Here is a 19,275-nt window from a genome sequence, read left to right as displayed (position 1 = left end):
TCAGGAAATAGGCTCTACAATCGGACTTCCATGTCATGTCACTTTTTGCTTATTATGATATACTTAGTTCATAGAAAAGAAAGGATGGTCTTCATAATGGAGAAAAGAAAAATTTGGTTAATTCTGCTGGCTATTTCAGCTATACTAACTCTCCTTGGATTAGGTTTTTCTGCTTATAATTTTTATGTTTTTGACAAGCCTTTTCTAAACAGTACCACAAAAGGCCTCCTGTCTGCATTCTTTTTGACCCTCATTATAATCAGACTCAGCCTATCGAAAACAAAGCGATAACAATAATTTATATTTTTAACACAATAAAAAAACAAACACCAAATGATGTTTGTTTTCAATCCGAACAGCCTACACGGCTGTTTTTTTATTAAATCTTCAAGAAGCGTCTCATGGAGATGGATGAACCAAGTGAACCAATTAAGATTCCCAAGACTGACACAGCTCCAATCATAGCTGGGACAAACAAGTGTGGCTCAATCATGGAAAGATTTTGCGCAACAAGATTTTTATTCATGGTTTGATAGGCCATATTATAACCAAAATAAACTAAGGCTACTGGTAAAACTGAACCTAGCAAGCCAATCCAAGCACCTTCAAAGAGGAAGGGACCGCGAATATAGCTATTTTTTGCCCCTACCAAACGCATAATCTGAATCTCACGACTCCGTGAAATAATCGTAATCCGAATAGTATTGGAAATCAGGAAGACTGCAATAAAGATGAGCAAGCCTGCCCCGACCAGTCCCCATACTCGGATAAAATCAGATAAGGCAAAGAGTTTTTTCGTATTAGCTCCACCATCCTGCACTTCCGAAACACCTTCCAGCTTCTTGGCTTCTGCCGCAACGGAATCTACATATTTATGCTCTGTCGTATCGACAATGTAAGCATCATAAAGTGGGTTTGAATCCCCCTCAAAAACCTTCCATTCACTTCCCATCGTCTCTGTCAGCTTTTCGTACTGCTCTTCTTTACTTGAGTAAGTAACCTTTGAGACATGATCCATCGAAGTTAGGGCGTCATAAATCTTGTGGTAATCATTATTTTTAACTGTCTGACCTTCTTTAACGATTGTTTTGCTGTTGTCAGCGATGTCTTTGCGCATATAGACAACAATACGAACGTTGTTTGAAATATCAGACGCTAGCTTTGCGGTATTTAAAATAACAGAGGCAAAGATAGCAACTAAACTGAGAGTAATCGTAACTGAACTCACAGCTGCGACTGTCATCCAACCATTCCGCTTAAGGCTCTTAAGCGATTCAATCAAATGACGGAAAAACCTTCTAATCATCGTATCCGTATTCTCCTTCCGCCTCATCACGCACCACACGACCATTTTCGATAGCAATGACGCGGTGACGTAGGGTATTTACAATCTGACTATTGTGAGTCGCCATCAGGACTGTAGTTCCTTGCAGGTTAATGCGCTCCAGCAAATTCATGATTTCCCATGAATTATCTGGATCCAAGTTACCAGTCGGCTCGTCAGCAATCAAGACCTGGGGATTGTTAACAATGGCACGCGCAATCGCAATCCGTTGCTGTTCTCCCCCTGATAACTCATTAGGGAAGGAACGAACCTTGTGCTTAAGGCCAACCAGATCCAAAACTTCCATGACGCGTTTCTTAATATTTCTACGATGCTCACCGATAACTTCCATAGCATAGGCAATATTCTCATAAACGGTCTTTTTAGGAAGTAGTTTATAGTCTTGGAAAACCACACCGACTCTACGGCGTAGCATTGGAATATCCCGTTTCTTGATTTTTCCCAAGTTAAAACCTGCTACAGCAAGGTTTCCTTTATCGATTTTAATTTCACGATAGAGGAGTCTAATAAAGGTTGATTTACCTGCTCCTGATGGTCCTACAATATAGGCAAATTCACCTGGTTCGATATGTATAGATACACCACGTAGAGCAGTTGTCCCGTTGTCATACTTTTTAACAACGTCTTTCATTTCAATCATTGACATGAATTAGTACAATTCCTTTCATCAGAGTTTTTATCTAGCGATTTCACTCTGTTTTTAGTTGAGTCTCCATTTTAAATAGGCATCAATAAATCCGTCTAAGTCTCCGTCCATAACCTTATCTACCTGAGCTACTTCATAGCTAGTTCGATGATCTTTGACCATGGTATAAGGAGTAAAGACATAAGAACGAATCTGACTGCCCCAAGAAATCTCTTTTTTATCTCCCTTGAGTGAGTCGACTTCTGCCGCTTTTTTCTCTTGCTCCAACTGATAGAGCTTAGCCTGCAGCATTTTCATAGCTCGGTCACGGTTGCCATACTGGGTTCGGTCAACGGTAGACTGTACGACAATTCCTGTAGGAATATGGGTTAATCGCACACCAGTTGATACTTTATTGACGTTCTGTCCGCCGGCTCCGCCCGAACGGAAAGTGTCCATCTTAATGTCATCATCACGGACTTCTACTTCAATCGTATCATCCAACTCTGGCATAACCTCTACTGAGGTAAAGGAAGTATGACGGCGTTTCGCCGAGTCAAATGGCGAAATCCGAACCAAGCGGTGAACACCCATTTCTGACTTGAGTAGACCGTAAGCATGCGGCCCTTCAAAGGAAAGGGTCACTGACTTAATACCCGCCTCATCACCAGCCTGATAATCCAAGACTTCTACTTTGAAGCCCTTGGCATTACCAAAGCGCGTGTACATCCGCAGCAGCATATCGCCCCAATCCTGAGCCTCTGTACCACCAGATCCTGGGTGAATTTCAAGAATGGCGTTGTTATTATCATAAGGCTCTGACAGCAAGAGAGTCATCTCATAGCTGGTCATCATTTTCTCAAGCTCGGTCAACTTTTCTTCCAGCTCTTCCTGAACCGAGTCGTCCTCAGCCAGAAAATCAAGCAAGATTTCCGATTCATCAAAAAGCTCGGTCATCTGATGAAAATTTTCATAGGTTTGCTTGAGTTCATTGAGCTCTTGAGATGTCTTTTGGGCTGCAATATTATCATCCCAAAAGTCGGGTTCCGTCATCTTATTTTCTAAGATGGCAATTTCTTCTTCCAGACCTTCTAAGTCAAAGAGACCCCCTGAAAGAAGCTAATTTTTCACGATTTGCGTCAATCTTTTGACGAATTTCTGAAATGTCCATAAATACCTCTTTTCATATATCGTTTTATTATAACACATTTTCAGACATTTGCCTAATCCGATAATGAAGCACCTTCATTTTATACAATTTTTAGTAGATAGGCAAGAATGGGAGCGGCTTGTTACGGAATTGTTAAAAAAGTAATATAATGACATGGGATTGGAAGAATTATCCTGGATTACAAGGTTTTAATAATCTATTAGGTATTCGAATAGAGGTAAGGCTCTCCATAAGACGCTTAAATATTTCCAAGTTTTGCAAAATATGCTAGACTAAAATCATGACAAGAATCGGATTTATGAGCGACCTCCATCTGGACTCCAATCAGTTTGGGGATTTTGAGCACCAAGCTCTTCGCCAGCTTTTAAAAGAGGAAGGGATTGACCACCTACACATCGCTGGGGACCTGTCCAACGACCTGACCAAGATCAGTTTGCCCTTTCTTGAAACTTTGAAGCAAGAGATTCCCCTTTCTTTTAATCTGGGAAATCACGATATGCTGGGACTTTCTGAGCGAGAAATTTCAAACTATGATTTTCAGGTCCAGCAGTTTGGCCAAACCAAGCTCGTCAGCTTTTCTGGCTGGTACGACTATAGCTTTGTTCCAGAAAAAAGCAAGGAAGAGCATCTGAGAACCAAGACTAATTTCTGGTTTGACCGCAGATTGAAGCGTCAACTCGACGACCCTAGCATTACAGCTCAGACGCTACAAGAGTTAGAAAAACTGCTGATGACTTTAGATGGTCCCATTATTGTTGCTCTGCATTTTGTCCCCCATCAAGATTTTCTATACGACCATCCCTACTTCCAGCGCTTCAACGCCTTCCTAGGAAGCCAAGCTTTTCATCGGCTCTTTATCAAATACAAGGTGAAAGAGGTTGTTTTCGGCCATCTTCATCACCGCCACCAAAGCCGTGTCATCGAAAGTGTTTGCTATCATATGCGTCCTCTGGGCTACATCCGTGAATGGGAACTAACTCGGAACTTTTTTAATGACTTTCCTCAGTATCAGATTCCCCAGATGTACCGCCTGCACAAGCGTTATAATGCTGTTAAAGATTTAGTCGAATTTCGAGACTATAAGAAAAAACACCTAGCAGACGAATTGCGAGATGCTTTAACGGTGATTGAAGTTCAGTAATGGAAATGTTGAATAGCAGTTCTCAGCTCATCTGAGAGCTGCTTTTTACTGTCCAACTGCACATAGACTTCTAATAAGCAGGAGCGAAAATTGGAAAAAGCAAGGAAGTCTTGGTTGCTATCCAATGGAAAACTCTGTGATCGAAGCCACAGTCTCAATTCATGCTGGGACAGTTTTTTCTCAGGACGGCTTGATAGAGCACCTGAGCTAAGCGCCAATCCTCATCATTTCCGAAACGGACTGGAACTCTTTTAAACACTTGATGAAGGACCTCTAAAATCTCTGGCGTCCTACTGGAGGGAAAGTCCGGATGACAAGCCACTTCTGTCAATAAGTCTGCTCCATGAGCGAAGGCATGAACCCAACCGTATTTCCTGGAGTAACCCCTTGTGTCTCTTTCTACTGACAAATAGCTTAGCCCCTTATCTAGTAAATAGGTTCTTTCTTGTACTGATAAAGCCTGATAATACAAAGAGTTTGGATTACCATCACAGTTTAAGAGATTAGCATAAAGCAAAGCCGTGAAGGAACGTGTTAAGGTTGCTTGACCATTTTCGTCACTCTTGTAAAAAAGTCCTTGCCTTTTGACTGCTTCTTGAGCCAAGAAACGAAACTGTTCAGCTGAAAACAGCTCAGACTGAAGTCCCCTCGCTAAGGACGAAAAGACTAACTTATCACGGATTGTCGCTTCTGGATGACCAATATGATCCAGTAACCATAAGATTTCTTCTTCATAATATAAAGGAGAAGCTTCTTCCAACTTCTTTCGTAAGTTTTGATACATACTTTCACCGTCCTTTCGAGTTGCTTTCTTTGAATTTGATTATATCGCCTTGTACGTAAAAAAGCCATCCGCAGATGACTTTTTGCTGTTAAATAGCATTCTTGTCCATACCTAATTTACGTTGGATGAACTTAACAATTTCAACAATTATAATCATTGAGAAACTGCCGATCAGGACAACAGCCCATTGAGTCACATCTAACTTGGTCACATGGAAAATCTTTTCCAACGGATCAATCACAATGGTTGAAACCAATAGAATGAAAGAAACCAGAATAGACCAGTTAAATGTCTTAGACTTGAATGGCCCAACTGTAAAGATAGATTGGTAAACAGATTTCACATTGTAAGCATGGAAGAGCTGAATAAGTCCAAGGGTCGCAAAAGCCATGGTAAGGGCATCCGCATGGATCGCTTTTACATCACCAATATGTACAGGATTAGCAATAGCATAGCCATAAACTGCCAACACTAGAGCACCTTGCAGCAGTCCTTGATAGATGATGGAACTCATGACACCACCAGAGAAGAAGCTAGACTTACGGCCACGAGGCTTGTGAGTCATGACACCTGGCTCAGCAGGCTCAACTCCCAGAGCAATAGCTGGGAAAGTATCCGTTACCAAGTTGATCCAAAGCAGATGAACTGGTTGCAAGACATCCCAACCAAAGAGGGTTGCCAAGAAAATAGTCAGCACTTCAGCTGTATTAGCAGAAAGAAGGTATTGAATGGTCTTTTGGATGTTTGAGAAGACCTTCCGTCCTTCTTCGACTGCAACGATAATTGTCGCAAAGTTATCATCCGCCAGAATCATGTCAGAAGCTCCTTTAGAAACTTCTGTACCTGTAATTCCCATACCGATACCGATATCAGCTGTCTTCAAAGCTGGCGCGTCATTAACACCGTCACCTGTCATGGCAACGACCTTACCTTGGTTTTGCCATGCTTTCACGATACGAACCTTATGCTCAGGAGAAACCCGGGCATAGACAGAGTATTGACCAACAACCTTTTCGAATTCCGCATCAGAAAGTTCGTTGAGCTCAGCACCTGTCAGAACATGGTCTTCCGTATCTCCTGCCTCAATGATTCCTAGGCGCTTAGCAATGGCTTCTGCTGTGTCTTGATGATCACCGGTAATCATAATCGGACGGATATCAGCTTCCTTAGCTACGCGAACCGCTTCTGTTGCTTCGGCACGTTCTGGGTCAATCATACCGATTAAACCAGTAAAGATTAAATCATTTTCTAGATTTTCAGACGTCAGGTCAGTCGGAACTGCATCAATAATATTGTAAGCACCAGCCAAGACACGCAGAGCTTGGTGAGCCATTTCTGAGTTATTAGACTTGATCAACTGTGAAGTAGCATCATCAATCGCTGCAATATCTCCAGCCCTATCACGCGCAACACAACGTTTCAAGAGTTGATCAGGAGCTCCCTTGACTGCCACGAGGAATTTCCCGTCTGGCAATGGGTGAACGGTAGACATGAGCTTACGGTCTGAGTCAAATGGCAGCTCAGCTACACGAGGATATTTCTCTAAAAATCCTTTGACATCATAACCCTTGTCCAAAGCATACTGGATGAAGGCTGTTTCCGTTGGGTCACCGATCAGCTTGCCTTCTTGGTCAATCTTGGTATCATTGGCTAAGACAACAGAACGTAAGAGCGGCAGCTCCAATCCAAGTTCAATATCTTGGCCAGCTTCATTCAGGACTCCGTCGTAAAAAACTTTTTCGACCGTCATCTTATTCATGGTCAGGGTACCGGTCTTATCTGAAGCGATAATTTCAGTTGAGCCAAGCGTTTCTACTGCTGGCAATTTACGGACAATCGAATTACGCTTAGCCAGAACCTGTGTTCCCAAAGCCAAGACGATAGTAACGATAGCAGGCAGACCTTCTGGAATAGCTGCCACTGCCAAGGCTACAGATGTCATCAATTCACCAAGCGGATCTTTTCCTTGAATGAAAACACCGACTACAAAGGTCACCGCAGCAATCACTAAGATCGCATAGGTCAGAACCTTAGACAAGTTATTGAGATTTTGCTTAAGTGGCGTATCAGTCTCATCTGCATCTTGCAACATACCTGCGATATGACCGACTTCAGTGTACATCCCTGTATTGACAACAACCCCCACTCCTCGTCCATAAGTGACATTGGAGTTTTGGAAGGCCATATTGACCCGGTCGCCAATACCAGCATCTGCAGCTACGTCGACAGTCAAATCTTTCTCAACTGGCACAGACTCACCTGTCAGAGCGGCTTCTTCAATTTTCAGGGAATTAGCTTCCAAAAGTCGCATATCTGCTGGGACAACATCACCGGCTTCCAGTCTGACGATATCACCAGGTACCAAGTCCTTAGAATCCACTTCTGTGACATGACCATCACGTAGGACACGCGCAGCTGGGCTGGACATAGATTTGAGAGCCGCAATGGCTTCTTCAGCTTTGCCTTCTTGATAAACACCAAAGATAGCATTGATGATGACAACGGCTAGGATAATCACAGCATCCGCAATATCCTCACCACCTGACGTCACGACAGACAAGACCGCCGCTACCAACAAGATGATAATCATCAAATCCTTGAACTGCTCGATGAATTTCATCAAGAGAGTCTTTTTCTCTCCTTCTTCCAATTCATTGCGACCGTAGTCCGCCAAACGTTGCTGGGCTTGGCTGCTGGTCAACCCTTGTTCGGAAGCTTCCATAGCTTGCAAAACTTCCTCAGGACTTTGCGTATAAAAAGCTTGGCGCTTTTGTTCTTTTGACAAAATGTCTCCTCCTTTTGATGGGCCTCTTTCAAAATAAACAAAAAAGAGACCTGTTTATTAACAAGTCTCGCTATTTCATACAAGGCCGGAAATTTCTTTCGTATTGACGACCTTGTAACGGTAAAACCGTTAGCTACTCCCTTGAGTGTATTTATTATACCAAAATTTTTGTATTTTTCAAGGCAGAGCTATTATTTTTCAAACTTTTCTTCCTTCCATTCTATTTTCATCTGATAGGAAGCAAAAAGCTGATCGTCGTCGCCTCTTTTCAAATCATAGTGAAGTTCCAAAACCTGATTTTCTGCATCTAAGTGATAGTGCTGAGTATCCGTCACAAACTGTTGAGCACCCAGCGGAGTCGGGATAGATACTAAATGCTGACCATTCTTGATAAAATGAAGAATGGTTTTCGGCTCAGAAAAGCGGGTCATAGTCAGCTTGTCCTCATTAAATTTCAGAACGACCTTTTCCTGCTCCTCGCTCTGATAAATCAAATAGTGATTGCTTCCTTTTTTTGTCCATTCTACATCGTAGACCTGGTCAATCAACTCCATTTGTTCATCTAATTTGATTTGATTTCTCATTCTAATTTTCATGATTTTCTCACATTCCTTGTTTCTTTCCTCTATTTTACCAAAAATTTCTTGAGAATTCTTCCTTTCTACTTCAGGCTTTGAATTTCGCCCACTGAGCATTTATGATATAATAGGACTATGATTGAAAAAGTATTTCGAGATCCCGTCCATAATTATGTGCATGTGGATCATCAGGTCATTTATGATTTAATCAATACCAAAGAATTTCAACGGCTGCGTCGCATCAAACAGCTGGGCACTTCTGGCTATACTTTTCACGGCGGGGAGCACAGCCGTTTTTCGCATTGTCTGGGAGCTTACGAGATTGCCCGACGCATCACCAAGATTTTCAATGAAAAATATAGCGATGTCTGGGATAGTCACGAAAGCCTGCTAACCATGACAGCCGCTCTCCTGCATGACTTGGGACATGGCGCTTATTCACATACTTTTGAGCGTCTCTTTGATACCGATCATGAGGACATTACGCGGCAAATCATCACCAGTCCTGAAACAGAGATTCATCAGGCCTTGGTGCAGGTTTCGCCAGATTTTCCAGAAAAGGTGGCTAGCGTCATCAATCATACCTATCCTAATAAACAGGTGGTTCAGCTGATTTCCAGCCAGATTGATGTGGATCGGATGGATTATCTCTTGCGGGATTCCTTCTTTACTGGTGCTTCCTATGGGCAATTTGACTTAACCAGAATTTTACGAGTGATTTGTCCAGTAGAAAATGGCATCGCCTTCAAGCGCAATGGCATGCATGCGGTAGAAGACTATGTAGTCAGCCGCTACCAGATGTACATGCAGGTTTATTTCCACCCGGCCAGCAGAGCTATGGAAGTTTTGCTGCAAAATCTGCTCAAGCGGGCTAAGTTCCTCTATCCGGCTCAGAAGGATTATTTTGCGCTGTCATCTCCCAGTCTCATTCCATTCTTTGAAAATAGAGTGACCCTGCAGGATTATCTGGCCTTGGATGATGGTGTTATGAATACCTATTTCCAAGTTTGGATGACTAGTCCAGACAAGATTTTATCTGACTTGGCTCAGCGTTTTATCAACCGCAAGGTCTTTAAGTCTATCGTCTTCTCTCAGGAAAACGAAGCGCATTTGGATATCATGCGAGACCTAGTTGGACAGGTTGGTTTTGACCCTAATTACTACACTGCTATTCATCGTAATTTTGATTTGCCTTATGATTTCTACCGGCCTGACGTTGAAAAACCTCGGACTCAGATAGAAATTCTGCAAAAAGATGGCTGCTTAGCAGAACTGTCCAGCCTGTCTCCTATCGTTCATTCGCTAGCCGGAACTAGACAAGGCGATAATCGCTTCTACTTCCCCAAGGAAATGCTAGCAGAGACCGGACTTTTCAGCGAAAAAAACCAGGCCTTTATGCACTATATCAAAAACGACCAATTTACCTACGGAGAATAAATATGTCTATCAAATTAGTTGCCGTCGACATTGACGGCACCCTTTTAAATAACCAAAAAGAAATCACTCCTGAAGTCTTCAGCGCTGTTCAGGATGCCAAGGCTGCTGGCGTCAAGATTGTCATTGCGACCGGCCGTCCTATTGCAGGAGTTCAAAAGCTTCTCGAGGAGCTAGAGCTTAATCAGCCAGACAACTATGTCGTTACTTTCAACGGCGGACTGGTGCAGGATACTGTTACAGGTCAAGAATTAATCAAGGAAACACTGACCTATGACGACTATCTCGATATCGAACTGCTCGGGCGAAAATTAGGTGTCCACATGCATGCCATCACCAAGGACGGCATTTATACAGCCAATCGCAACATCGGCAAGTACACTGTTTACGAGTCCAATCTTGTTAACATGCCGATCTTCTACCGCACGCCTGAAGAAATGACTGATAAAGAAATCGTCAAGTGCATGTATATTGATGAGCCAGAAATTCTGGATGCGGCCATTGCCAAGCTGCCACCGGAATTAGCCGAAAAATATACACTGGTAAAATCAGCTCCTTTCTATCTGGAAATTGTCAAAAAAACTGTCAATAAAGGAGCTGCTATCCTCCATCTAGCTGAAAAACTTGGCTTGAGCAAGGAGCAGACCATGGCTATTGGTGATGAAGAAAATGACCGTGCCATGCTGGAAGCAGTCGGATCTCCTGTTGTCATGGAAAACGGCAGAGAAGAACTCAAGAAAATCGCCAAATACATCACCAAGTCGAACGAAGAATCCGGCGTAGCACACGCTATTAGAGAGTGGGTTTTAAAATAATGTTTAGCTACAAAATTGGAATTTCAGCTCAGGAACACGATGATTTTGTCACGGCTCATCCGCAGGCCAATCTCCTGCAGAGCTCTGCTTGGGCTCAAATCAAGGACAACTGGGGAAATGAACGCTTGGGCTTCTACAAAGACGGCCACTTGGTTGCTGCAGCCAGTGTCCTGATTAAACCACTGCCCTTGGGGATGACCATGCTTTATATCCCTCGCGGTCCTATTATGGACTATAGTGACAAGGAGCTGCTGACCTTTGTTTTGGCGTCGCTCAAGAAATTTGCCAAGGAGAAAAAAGCGCTCTTTGTCAAGTTTGACCCTAGCCTCTTTCTGGCAGAAAGCAAGATGGGTGCTGAATTGCAAGACAATACAGAGACGATTGAGTTGATTCAAGATCTGCAACAAGCAGGAGCTGTCTGGGTCGGACGGACTGAGTCTCTGGACGAAACCATCCAGCCTCGCTTGCAGGCCAATATCCATAAAGAAGATTTTAGTGAGGAACTGCTTTCTAAAAGCACACGTCAGGCTATTCGTACGGCCCGCAACAAAGGCATTCAAATCCAATTTGGCAGAGCAGAATTACTGGACTACTTTTCAGCCCTGATGAAGAAAACGGAAAATAGAAAAAACATCCACCTGCGTGGCAAAGACTATTACCAAAAACTCTTGGACACTTATCCTGACCACTCCTACATCACCTTATCCAGCATTGATCTAAAGGCACGCTTGGATGACTTGCAGGCTCAGCTGACCAAGACACTCAAGGAAGCAGAGAAATTTACCGAAAAAACCAAGCCTGGCAAGATTGAGAATAACCAGCAAGAACAGAAACGCCTCCAAGAAGAGATTGACTTTCTGCAGGACAAAATCAGCCAAGGTGCTACTGTCGTTCCCCTGTCTGGCACACTGGTCTTGGAATACGGCAAAACCTCGGAAAATATCTATGCCGGAATGGACGAGGAATACCGTCGTTATCAGCCTGCCATCATCACTTGGTACGAAACAGCCAAACATGCTTTTGAGCGCGGAGCTGATTGGCAAAATATGGGCGGAATTGAAAACGACCTCAAGGGCGGTCTCTACAGCTTTAAATCCAAGTTCAATCCGACCATTGAGGAATTTGCTGGTGAGTTTAATCTGCCAACTAATCCTCTTTACCACCTCTCCAATCTGGCCTACACTATCAGAAAGAAACTGCGCAGCAAGCATTAAAAGAAAGGAAGCCTATGACCTTTAAACTTCTCAGTCAAGAAGAATTCATCCAGCATACCTCAGCTAGCTCCCAACGCTCTTTTATGCAGACCGTGGAAATGGCAGAGCTGCTGAGCAAGCGGGGCTTCAGTACCCAGTATGTCGGCTACACTGACCCGCAGGGACAGGTCGTGGTGTCAGCTGTCCTCTATAGTATGCCTATGACTGGCGGCCTTCATATGGAAATCAACTGCGGTCCTGTCTCTACTGATGCTCAATACCTGACTCCTTTCTATCAAGCTTTGCAAGTCTATGCTAAAAAAGAAGGTGCCCTAGAGCTCATCATCAAGCCCTATGAGACGTATCAGGCCTTTGACAGCAATGGCCATCCCACATCTGATGAAAAAGGCGAGCTTATCCAGCAACTGACTGACTTGGGCTTTGACTTTGATGGCTTACAGACAGGCTATCCAGGCGGGGAGCCTGATTGGCATTATGTCAAAGATTTAGCTGGTCTGACGGAGAAAGACCTACTCAAATCCTTCAGTAAAAATGGAAAGGCGACCGTCAAAAAGGCGAATACCTTTGGTATCAAACTAAAAAATTTAGATCGCGACCAACTCAGCGTTTTCAAAGACATCACAGCTGCCACTTCTGACAGGCGGGAATATGATGACAAGCCACTAGACTACTATCAAGATTTTTATGATAGCTTTGGTCAACAGGCTGACTTTATGACAGCCAGTCTCAACTTTAAGGACTATCTTCAGAACTTACAAAAGGACCAAGAGAAACTAGGCCAAAAAATTCAGAAATTGCAGGCTGACTTGGAGAAAAATCCTCAATCTGAAAAGAAGCAAAATCAGCTGCGGGAGCTTTCCAGCCAGTTTGACAGCTTTGAAACCCGCAAGCTAGAGGCTCAAGAGCTAATCGACAAGTACGGCGACCAAGACCAAGTCCTGGCTGCCAGTCTCTTTATCTACACCCCTCAGGAAGCGACCTATCTTTTCAGTGGATCCTATCCTGAGTTTAATAAATTCTACGCCCCTGCGCTGCTGCAGGAATACGTTATGACCGAAAGCATCAAGAGAGGCATTCCATTTTATAATTTTCTCGGAATCATGGGAATTTTCGACGGTTCTGACGGTGTTCTGCGCTTCAAGCAGAACTTCAACGGCTTCATCGTCCGAAAAATGGGGACTTTCCGTTATTATCCTAACCCACTCAAGTTTAAGCTGCTTCAGCTCATAAAGAAAATTCTAAGACGTTAAAAAACCAAGGTTTCCCTTGGTTTTTTTGTATGTTTATCTATAACGAGGTGTCGCAAAACCACGGATATTTCCATGACCAATACGGTAAGTATTACGTTTAACTTCGTCGTTACTGTTACCTTCAATCGTATGAATGATACCATTTTCGACTTTTTCGACAATACCGATATGATCAGCCCAGCCATCATTTTGCTGGCTATTTTGATCCCAGTTAAAGGTGATGATATCGCCCGCTTTAGGTGTAGAATTACCATCTTCATTCCAGATACCTAGACGTTTAAAGATATGAATATGGCGCTCAACACCGCATTCACGACCAATAAGATCGCTCAAGCCTTCTCTTTGGAAAATAACTGTCGTGAAAATGTCGCACCAGTCATCTGAATTCTTCACAGCATAACCGACTGGTAGAGGTCTAACGCTATTATAGTCATTGACCAGACGGTGGTGCTCAGCACTGCCCCCCTTGACGCCAACCATCGCTGCTGCTGCTGCAAGAACACGATCACGCTGACTGCTAGGCGATTGAGGATGTTTAATAGAAACCGTAGTTTTCTCTCCACCAGCTCCTTGCAGCTGATTGCGATTGTTCAAGTAATATAGGTGAACATTGTACTCGCCTTGGCTATTTTTATGGTCTCTTGCATAAACATGCTTGCGATAAGTACCATCAGCTTGGCGTTCCGCCGTATACCATTGAATATCATCTTGTCCATTTTGACTGGACCAAGTTGGCAAATAGACAGTTTTGACACCTTCTGGAGCTACAACACCAGAAACGACGATATCAAATTCACCAGTTTCATTGTTTTTATTTTGGATACTGATTTTTCCCTGTGGTTTCTCCTCTGTCGCAATGGAAACCTTAGTCGTTGTACCACCAACACCGACCATCTTGCCGTCGTTTTGGACATAGTACAAGTGGACACTGTAGTCGCCGACAGAGTTCTTGTGCTCACTAGCACGAACCGTGAATTTATATGTACCGTCTGACTGTTTCTGTGCCTTGTGCCAGATGATGTCATCCTGACCTTGCTCATGTGACCAAGTTGGAAGTAAGACTTCACGAAGGCCTTGCGGGCTAGAAACCTCAGAAACAATCACATCGAATGTACCGGTCTTGGGATTGTTGTTGGCAATAGTCAGCTTGCCTTCTGGTTTCGCAGCTGAAGCAAGATTAACCTTAGTCGTTGTACCACCGACGCCGACCAACTTGCCGTCGTTTTGGATATAGTACAAGTGGACACTGTAGTCACCAACGGAATTCTTATGCTCGCTAGAACGGACGGTGAATTTATATGTACCGTCTGACTGTTTCTGTGCCTTGTGCCAAATCAAATCATCCTGACCATTCTCATGTGACCAAGTTGGAAGCAGTACTTCACGAACGCCTTGCGGGCTAGAAACCTCAGAAACAATCACATCGAATGTACCGGTCTTGGGATTATTGTTGGCAATAGTCAGCTTGCCTTCTGGCTTCGCAACGGACACCTTAGTCGTTGTGCCACCGACACCGACTAACTTACCGTCATTTTGGACATAGTACAAGTGGACACTGTAGTCGCCGACAGAGTTCTTATGCTCACTAGCACGAACAGTGAATTTATATGTACCGTCTGACTGTTTCTGTGCCTTGTGCCAGATAATATCATCCTGATCATTCTCATTTGACCAAGTTGGAAGCAAGACTTCACGAACCCCTTGTGGGCTAGAAACCTCGGACACGATCACATCGAATGTACCGGTCTTGGGATTGTTGTTGGCAATAGTCAGCTTGCCTTCTGGCTTCGCAACGGACACCTTAGTCGTTGTGCCACCGACACCGACTAACTTACCGTCATTTTGGACATAGTACAAGTGGACACTGTAGTCGCCGACAGAGTTTTTGTGCTCACTGGCACGAACGGTGAATTTATATGTACCATCTGACTGTCTTTGAGCCTTGTGCCAGATGATGTCATCCTGACCATTCTCATTTGACCAAGTCGGAAGCAAGACTTCACGAACCCCTTGCGGGCTAGAAACCTCGGACACGATCACATCGAATGTACCCGTCTTGGGATTGTTGTTGGCAATAGTCAGCTTGCCTTCTGGCTTCGCAACGGAGACCTTAGTCATTGTACCACCAACGCCAACCAACTTGCCGTCATTTTGAATATAGTACAAGTGGACACTGTAGTCGCCGACAGAATTTTTGTGCTCGCTAGAACGGACGGTGAATTTATATGTACCGTCTGACTGTCTTTGTGCCTTGTGCCAGATGATGTCATCTTGTCCCTGTTCATGCGACCAAGTTGGAAGCAAGACTTCACGAACGCCTTGTGGACTAGAAACCTCAGACACGATCACATCGAATGTACCCGTCTTGGGATTGTTGTTGGCAATAGTCAGCTTGCCTTCTGGCTTCGCAACTGAAACCTTAGTCGTTGTGCCACCGACACCGACTAACTTACCGTCACCTTGAACGTAATACAAATGAACATTGTATTCGCCCGTAGAGCCTTTATGGTTGGCAGCATTCACTGTCAGCTTATAAGTCCCGTTAGCTTGCTTCGTTGCAGTGTACCAAACAATATCATCTTGCCCGCGCTCACTGGACCAAGTCGGAAGTTTGACTTCCTGAACTCCATGTGGTGCGGAAACTTCGGAAACAACAACATCAAATGTACCAGTTTTTGGATTATTATTTTGAATACTAATCTTACCTGTCAGCGGTTGTTTAACCAAAGTAGCTCTAGCTGTAAATCTTCCAGAATAGTCAATACTTTGGTCAAAAACATGCTTACCAGAAAGCAGCTGCGCTTGAGAAGTAAATTGCCAAGCTCCTGCTCTGCTATTGTACTTCAAATTTTTAGCATCATTTGCACTTAGCTTCGGTGCTGGATACTGAGCAATCCAAAAATTATCAAGGCCAAAGAGAGATGTATTGATTGGACCTTTGTGGCGTAGGTTGTTCTGGTCAACCCAGCTAGCGCTCGTGTAATACATCAGATTTGCATATCCCTGCTTGCGCATTTCATCTGCCCAAGCCTGAGTATGCTGGTTAATCCCCATTTGCATTTTAGGGTCTTCCATGTCATTGACCATGACTGTATTTTTAGGCAAGGACAGTTTATTAGCAAAAGCAGCATAGTAACGAGCCTCTGCTCTCGCTTCTGCATCATTTGTATAATGCGAGAAGGCATAGGTTGATACTTGCAAACCAGCTGCTTGCGCATTTCGAACCTGAGACTCAGCATAAGGATTTGTATAGTGGGTTCCTTCTGTCAGTTTGACAACGACACCGCCGACACCTTTGGATGCTAATTGGCGATAGTCTTCTACGCTAATATGGCCGTTATGACTACTCACATCCACAAAGGTAGAGCCCTTGATTTCTGCTTGTGAATTGCCACGCGCTGTTTGTCCTGCTGAAGAAGCTGCATTATAAAAAGAAGTGCTTCCTTTTTTAGATACAGGACTGGCGCTGATCGTTGGGGAAGTCTGCTCAGCCTTTACTGGATTCTGAATCGCTTCAGAAGCAGCTGCCTTTGCTTGTTCACTCGCTTTATTTTCTGGTACATTCTCCTTGACCAGACTAGCAGCAGGTGCCAGATTTTCTGGTGCCTTGTATACTGGACTAGCTTCCGCTTTTGCGACCGAACTTTCTTGTTTAACTTGACGGTCAGTAGGCACCACTTCTGGTAAGGTGCCCTTCTGAGGTTGATGATCCTTTTCTACTTGAAGTTCTGACTTAGCTACTTCAAGGTCTGTGGTTGTCGGCGCATTTTCTTCTGCCTGTACTACGTTAGCCGTTGCTGCTAGCAATATAGCTGTGCTGGCCAAATAGATAAGTTCCTTTGATTTCACCTTTTATCTCCAAACTCTTAAAAAGCTTGCCGCCTTTAAGGCAACAAGCCATTTATTGTTATTCTTATTTCACAAAATCAAGAAGAGCTAGGAAGCTTTCAGCTTCAAGTGACGCTCCACCAACAAGAGCTCCGTCCACATCTGGACAAGCCATGTATTCTGCAACATTTTCAGGTTTAACTGAACCACCATATTGAACGCGAACTTTGTCAGCAACTTCTTGACCAAAGTCAGCAGCTACAACGTCACGAACAACTTTACACATTTTTTGTGCGTCGTCTTGTGAAGCTGATTTACCAGTACCGATAGCCCAGATTGGCTCATAAGCGATAACTGATGCAGCAACTTGCTCAGCTGTCAAGCCAGCCAAAGCAGCTGATACTTGAGCACCTACGAATTCAGCTGCTTTACCAGCTTCGTAAGTTTCAAGGCTTTCACCACAACAGATGATTGGAAGCATACCATTTGCAAAAATTGCTTTTGCTTTTTTGTTGATATCTTCGTCAGTTTCATGGAAGTAGTCACGGCGTTCTGAGTGACCGATAACAACGTAGTCAGTACCGATTTCTTTCAAAACTTGTGGGCTTGTTTCACCAGTGAAAGCACCTGCATTTTCAAAGTAGCAGTTTTGAGCAGCAACTTTAAGGTTTGAACCTTTTGCAGCAGCAAGAACAGTTGTCAAATCAACTGCAGGAGCTGCGATACCTGCTTCAACAAGGTCTGATGAAGGAAGTTTTGATGCAACTGCTTCAACGAATGCTTTTGCTTCTTCTGGATTTTTGTTCATTTTCCAGTTACCAGCGATAAATGGTTTACGTGACATTTCACATACCTCTTCTATTTTTATTTATATGGGCTATTATATCATAAGTAAGCAAATTAATAAAGGTTATCCACAATTTTTCATCAAATCGTAATGTTTCCAGGAGTTATCCACAGTTTTGGCTGTGAATAAACCATTTAAAGACCTCGAAGTCGTCTTTTACTTTCTATTTTCCAGCAGTTCTTCTATATCCGTAATGACTCTGGCCTGCATTTTATTAAGCTTATTTATCTCTGCAGCTGAGTATGGAAAGGTGTTCAGCAAAACGCCATCAATCCCAACAGCTTGAGCAATAGCCATATCCGTAGAAAAATCATTGCCAACCATCACCGTAGCTTCTGGATTGAACTGATTCTCCTCCAGTACGAGTTCTAACCATTCTGCTTGTGGTTTTTTTATCTGATAATCCGAAGAAATATAAACTTTGTCCAGATAAGCAGCACAACCCGTCAATTCAATTTCTGGCATTGTAAAAGCCTTTTGAGCATTAGAGAGCAAAATAACATCGCCTCCCTGGTCCTTAATGGCCTTTAAAACTTTCAGGGTATTTAGATAGGCATGGAGCTGACGACGGGACAAACTCCGAAACGTTACGGCCAGCTGCTCTCCCCAAGCCTGCACATCTGGAAGCGGAGTCTGGGTTTCATGCTTAGTTGGAGCTTCCTGCAAAAGCTGAATGAAAACTGCCACCAAATCAACCTCTGGATAGGCAAGGCCTCTCTCTTGAGCTATCTTTTTTTCCTGCTCTGCTACCAATTGTCCATATTTCTTTTTCAAGTCTTCTGGCTGATAATCTGCTCCATATGCTGCATAGATGCGGGAAAGATACAACCATAAAGTCGGATCATCTTCGTCAGTCCGGATATCTACTAGTGTTCCGTAAAAGTCAAAAAGATAATGTTTATATTCTAACTTGTGCATTTTCGCCCCTTTCGCCAGTGACAAACATGGTAAAGGTCCCCTTGCAGACATTCTTCCCATCTTGATTGACAATATCCACATCCACCACTCTAGTCGTCCGACCAGCATGGATACAGTTCCCCTCAATGCTCAGAGTATCGCCTAGTTTGGCTGCTTTTAGATAATTGATGGAAGATTGCAAGGTCACAGCGTCAGCTCCTTGTGAAATGACAACCAAACCACTTATCTGATCGCACAAGGTGAACAAGTAGCCTCCATGTGCATTGCCATAATAGTTTAGAGAAGAGGGGACGACCTCTGTGGTTACTAAAACATGGCCATCTTTGGCCTCCTCAATTTTATAGTTTTCAAATGCTGAAATCGCATCAAAATGAAAATCTTTCATTCCTCACTCCATTAATTTTGCTTATACTTCATCATACTACTTTTACTAGCAAGGAACAATGATTATATGTACATTCCAATGGAAAAAATTTTTCTACCAGCTATTCAAACACCTCGCACTACTAATTTATCAGCCAATTTGGGCTGGTAGCTTGG

General features: G+C 43.5%; 15 protein-coding genes and 1 pseudogene. 6 read left to right on the top strand and 10 right to left on the bottom strand.

Going from position 1 to position 19,275, the window contains the following annotated elements:
- Positions 1 to 96 precede the first annotated feature (96 nt).
- Complete coding sequence (locus D8790_RS10900; protein WP_125388119.1) at positions 97 to 291, top strand: hypothetical protein; 195 nt, start codon at positions 97 to 99, stop codon at positions 289 to 291.
- 88 nt (positions 292 to 379) lie between these two features.
- Here D8790_RS10900 and ftsX read toward each other — a convergent pair whose 3' ends face one another.
- The 3 genes from ftsX to prfB form a co-directional block, all read right to left on the bottom strand.
- Positions 380 to 1,306, bottom strand: coding sequence for a permease-like cell division protein FtsX (gene ftsX, locus D8790_RS07195; RefSeq protein ID WP_125388118.1), 927 nt, complete (start codon positions 1,304 to 1,306; stop codon positions 380 to 382).
- A complete protein-coding gene (gene ftsE, locus D8790_RS07190) occupies positions 1,299 to 1,991 on the bottom strand; it encodes a cell division ATP-binding protein FtsE (RefSeq protein ID WP_045496731.1) in 693 nt (230 codons plus the stop codon). The genes ftsX and ftsE overlap by 8 nt, the downstream gene beginning before the upstream one ends.
- A gap of 54 nt (positions 1,992 to 2,045) precedes the next feature.
- Positions 2,046 to 3,141, bottom strand: a protein-coding gene (gene prfB / locus D8790_RS07185) for a peptide chain release factor 2 (RefSeq protein ID WP_111705360.1) whose coding sequence is annotated in 2 segments (ribosomal slippage) — positions 2,046 to 3,068 and positions 3,070 to 3,141 — 1,095 coding nt in all. Because the reading frame shifts where the segments join, the coding sequence is not laid out codon by codon here.
- A gap of 280 nt (positions 3,142 to 3,421) precedes the next feature.
- Here prfB and D8790_RS07180 point away from each other — a divergent pair.
- Positions 3,422 to 4,282, top strand: a complete 861-nt coding sequence (locus tag D8790_RS07180) for a metallophosphoesterase (RefSeq protein ID WP_125388117.1) — start codon at positions 3,422 to 3,424, stop codon at positions 4,280 to 4,282.
- Here D8790_RS07180 and D8790_RS07175 read toward each other — a convergent pair.
- The 3 genes and pseudogenes from D8790_RS07175 to D8790_RS07165 form a co-directional block, all read right to left on the bottom strand.
- Positions 4,276 to 5,066 (bottom strand): annotated as a pseudogene (locus tag D8790_RS07175) (DUF2785 domain-containing protein). The gene D8790_RS07180 and the pseudogene D8790_RS07175 overlap by 7 nt on opposite strands.
- Positions 5,067 to 5,154: 88 nt before the next feature.
- On the bottom strand, positions 5,155 to 7,851 hold the full coding sequence (locus D8790_RS07170; RefSeq protein WP_125388116.1) for a cation-translocating P-type ATPase: 2,697 nt from the start codon (positions 7,849 to 7,851) through the stop codon (positions 5,155 to 5,157).
- 191 nt (positions 7,852 to 8,042) lie between these two features.
- Complete coding sequence (locus D8790_RS07165) at positions 8,043 to 8,447, bottom strand: YwiB family protein (RefSeq protein ID WP_185761930.1); 405 nt, start codon at positions 8,445 to 8,447, stop codon at positions 8,043 to 8,045.
- Between the two features lie 117 nt (positions 8,448 to 8,564).
- Here D8790_RS07165 and D8790_RS07160 point away from each other — a divergent pair, with 117 nt between their 5' ends.
- Genes D8790_RS07160 through D8790_RS07145 form a run of 4 tightly spaced genes read left to right on the top strand, consistent with a single transcriptional unit; the run spans position 8,565 to position 13,142 of the window.
- Positions 8,565 to 9,866 (top strand): HD domain-containing protein, encoded by a 1,302-nt coding sequence (locus D8790_RS07160; RefSeq protein ID WP_125388114.1) that lies wholly within the window; start codon positions 8,565 to 8,567, stop codon positions 9,864 to 9,866.
- A 2-nt stretch (positions 9,867 to 9,868) separates the two neighbouring features.
- A complete protein-coding gene (yidA, locus tag D8790_RS07155; RefSeq protein ID WP_125388113.1) occupies positions 9,869 to 10,678 on the top strand; it encodes a sugar-phosphatase in 810 nt (269 codons plus the stop codon).
- The gene (locus D8790_RS07150) at positions 10,678 to 11,892 is read left to right on the top strand and encodes an aminoacyltransferase (protein ID WP_185761929.1); all 1,215 of its coding nucleotides are present in this window, start codon (positions 10,678 to 10,680) and stop codon (positions 11,890 to 11,892) included. Before yidA ends, D8790_RS07150 begins: the two co-directional genes overlap by 1 nt.
- A 14-nt stretch (positions 11,893 to 11,906) precedes the next feature.
- Positions 11,907 to 13,142: an aminoacyltransferase gene (locus tag D8790_RS07145; protein WP_125388111.1), complete on the top strand. Its 1,236-nt coding sequence runs from the start codon at positions 11,907 to 11,909 to the stop codon at positions 13,140 to 13,142.
- 33 nt (positions 13,143 to 13,175) lie between these two features.
- On the opposite strand, the gene D8790_RS07140 is transcribed toward D8790_RS07145, so the two are convergent.
- The 4 genes from D8790_RS07140 to D8790_RS07125 all read right to left on the bottom strand — a co-directional run bounded on the left by D8790_RS07140 (position 13,176) and on the right by D8790_RS07125 (position 19,120).
- Positions 13,176 to 16,991: a GBS Bsp-like repeat-containing protein gene (locus D8790_RS07140; protein WP_125388110.1), complete on the bottom strand. Its 3,816-nt coding sequence runs from the start codon at positions 16,989 to 16,991 to the stop codon at positions 13,176 to 13,178.
- A 64-nt stretch (positions 16,992 to 17,055) separates the two neighbouring features.
- Entirely contained in the window at positions 17,056 to 17,814 is a 759-nt protein-coding gene (gene tpiA / locus D8790_RS07135) for a triose-phosphate isomerase (protein WP_061423083.1), read from the bottom strand.
- 159 nt (positions 17,815 to 17,973) lie between these two features.
- Complete coding sequence (locus D8790_RS07130) at positions 17,974 to 18,735, bottom strand: HAD family hydrolase (RefSeq protein ID WP_125388109.1); 762 nt, start codon at positions 18,733 to 18,735, stop codon at positions 17,974 to 17,976.
- Positions 18,716 to 19,120: a PaaI family thioesterase gene (locus D8790_RS07125; protein ID WP_005589681.1), complete on the bottom strand. Its 405-nt coding sequence runs from the start codon at positions 19,118 to 19,120 to the stop codon at positions 18,716 to 18,718. The genes D8790_RS07130 and D8790_RS07125 overlap by 20 nt, the downstream gene beginning before the upstream one ends.
- Positions 19,121 to 19,275: the final 155 nt, after the last annotated feature.

Origin of the sequence: Streptococcus cristatus, from assembly GCF_003943535.1 — a bacterium.
Taxonomy (GTDB): Bacteria; Bacillota; Bacilli; order Lactobacillales; family Streptococcaceae; genus Streptococcus; species Streptococcus cristatus_L.
This window is presented reverse-complemented; position numbering and strand designations above follow the sequence as displayed.

Excerpts from the sequence above, each read along its gene's own strand:
- D8790_RS10900 (WP_125388119.1), top strand. The coding sequence starts at position 97 with ATGGAGAAAAGAAAAATTTGGTTAATTCTGCTGGCTATTTCAGCTATA.
- ftsX (WP_125388118.1), bottom strand. The coding sequence starts at position 1,306 with ATGATTAGAAGGTTTTTCCGTCATTTGATTGAATCGCTTAAGAGCCTT.
- ftsE (WP_045496731.1), bottom strand. The coding sequence starts at position 1,991 with ATGTCAATGATTGAAATGAAAGACGTTGTTAAAAAGTATGACAACGGG.
- D8790_RS07180 (WP_125388117.1), top strand. The coding sequence starts at position 3,422 with ATGACAAGAATCGGATTTATGAGCGACCTCCATCTGGACTCCAATCAG.
- D8790_RS07165 (WP_185761930.1), bottom strand. The coding sequence starts at position 8,447 with ATGAAAATTAGAATGAGAAATCAAATCAAATTAGATGAACAAATGGAG.
- D8790_RS07160 (WP_125388114.1), top strand. The coding sequence starts at position 8,565 with ATGATTGAAAAAGTATTTCGAGATCCCGTCCATAATTATGTGCATGTG.
- yidA (WP_125388113.1), top strand. The coding sequence starts at position 9,869 with ATGTCTATCAAATTAGTTGCCGTCGACATTGACGGCACCCTTTTAAAT.
- D8790_RS07150 (WP_185761929.1), top strand. The coding sequence starts at position 10,678 with ATGTTTAGCTACAAAATTGGAATTTCAGCTCAGGAACACGATGATTTT.
- D8790_RS07145 (WP_125388111.1), top strand. The coding sequence starts at position 11,907 with ATGACCTTTAAACTTCTCAGTCAAGAAGAATTCATCCAGCATACCTCA.
- tpiA (WP_061423083.1), bottom strand. The coding sequence starts at position 17,814 with ATGTCACGTAAACCATTTATCGCTGGTAACTGGAAAATGAACAAAAAT.
- D8790_RS07130 (WP_125388109.1), bottom strand. The coding sequence starts at position 18,735 with ATGCACAAGTTAGAATATAAACATTATCTTTTTGACTTTTACGGAACA.
- D8790_RS07125 (WP_005589681.1), bottom strand. The coding sequence starts at position 19,120 with ATGAAAGATTTTCATTTTGATGCGATTTCAGCATTTGAAAACTATAAA.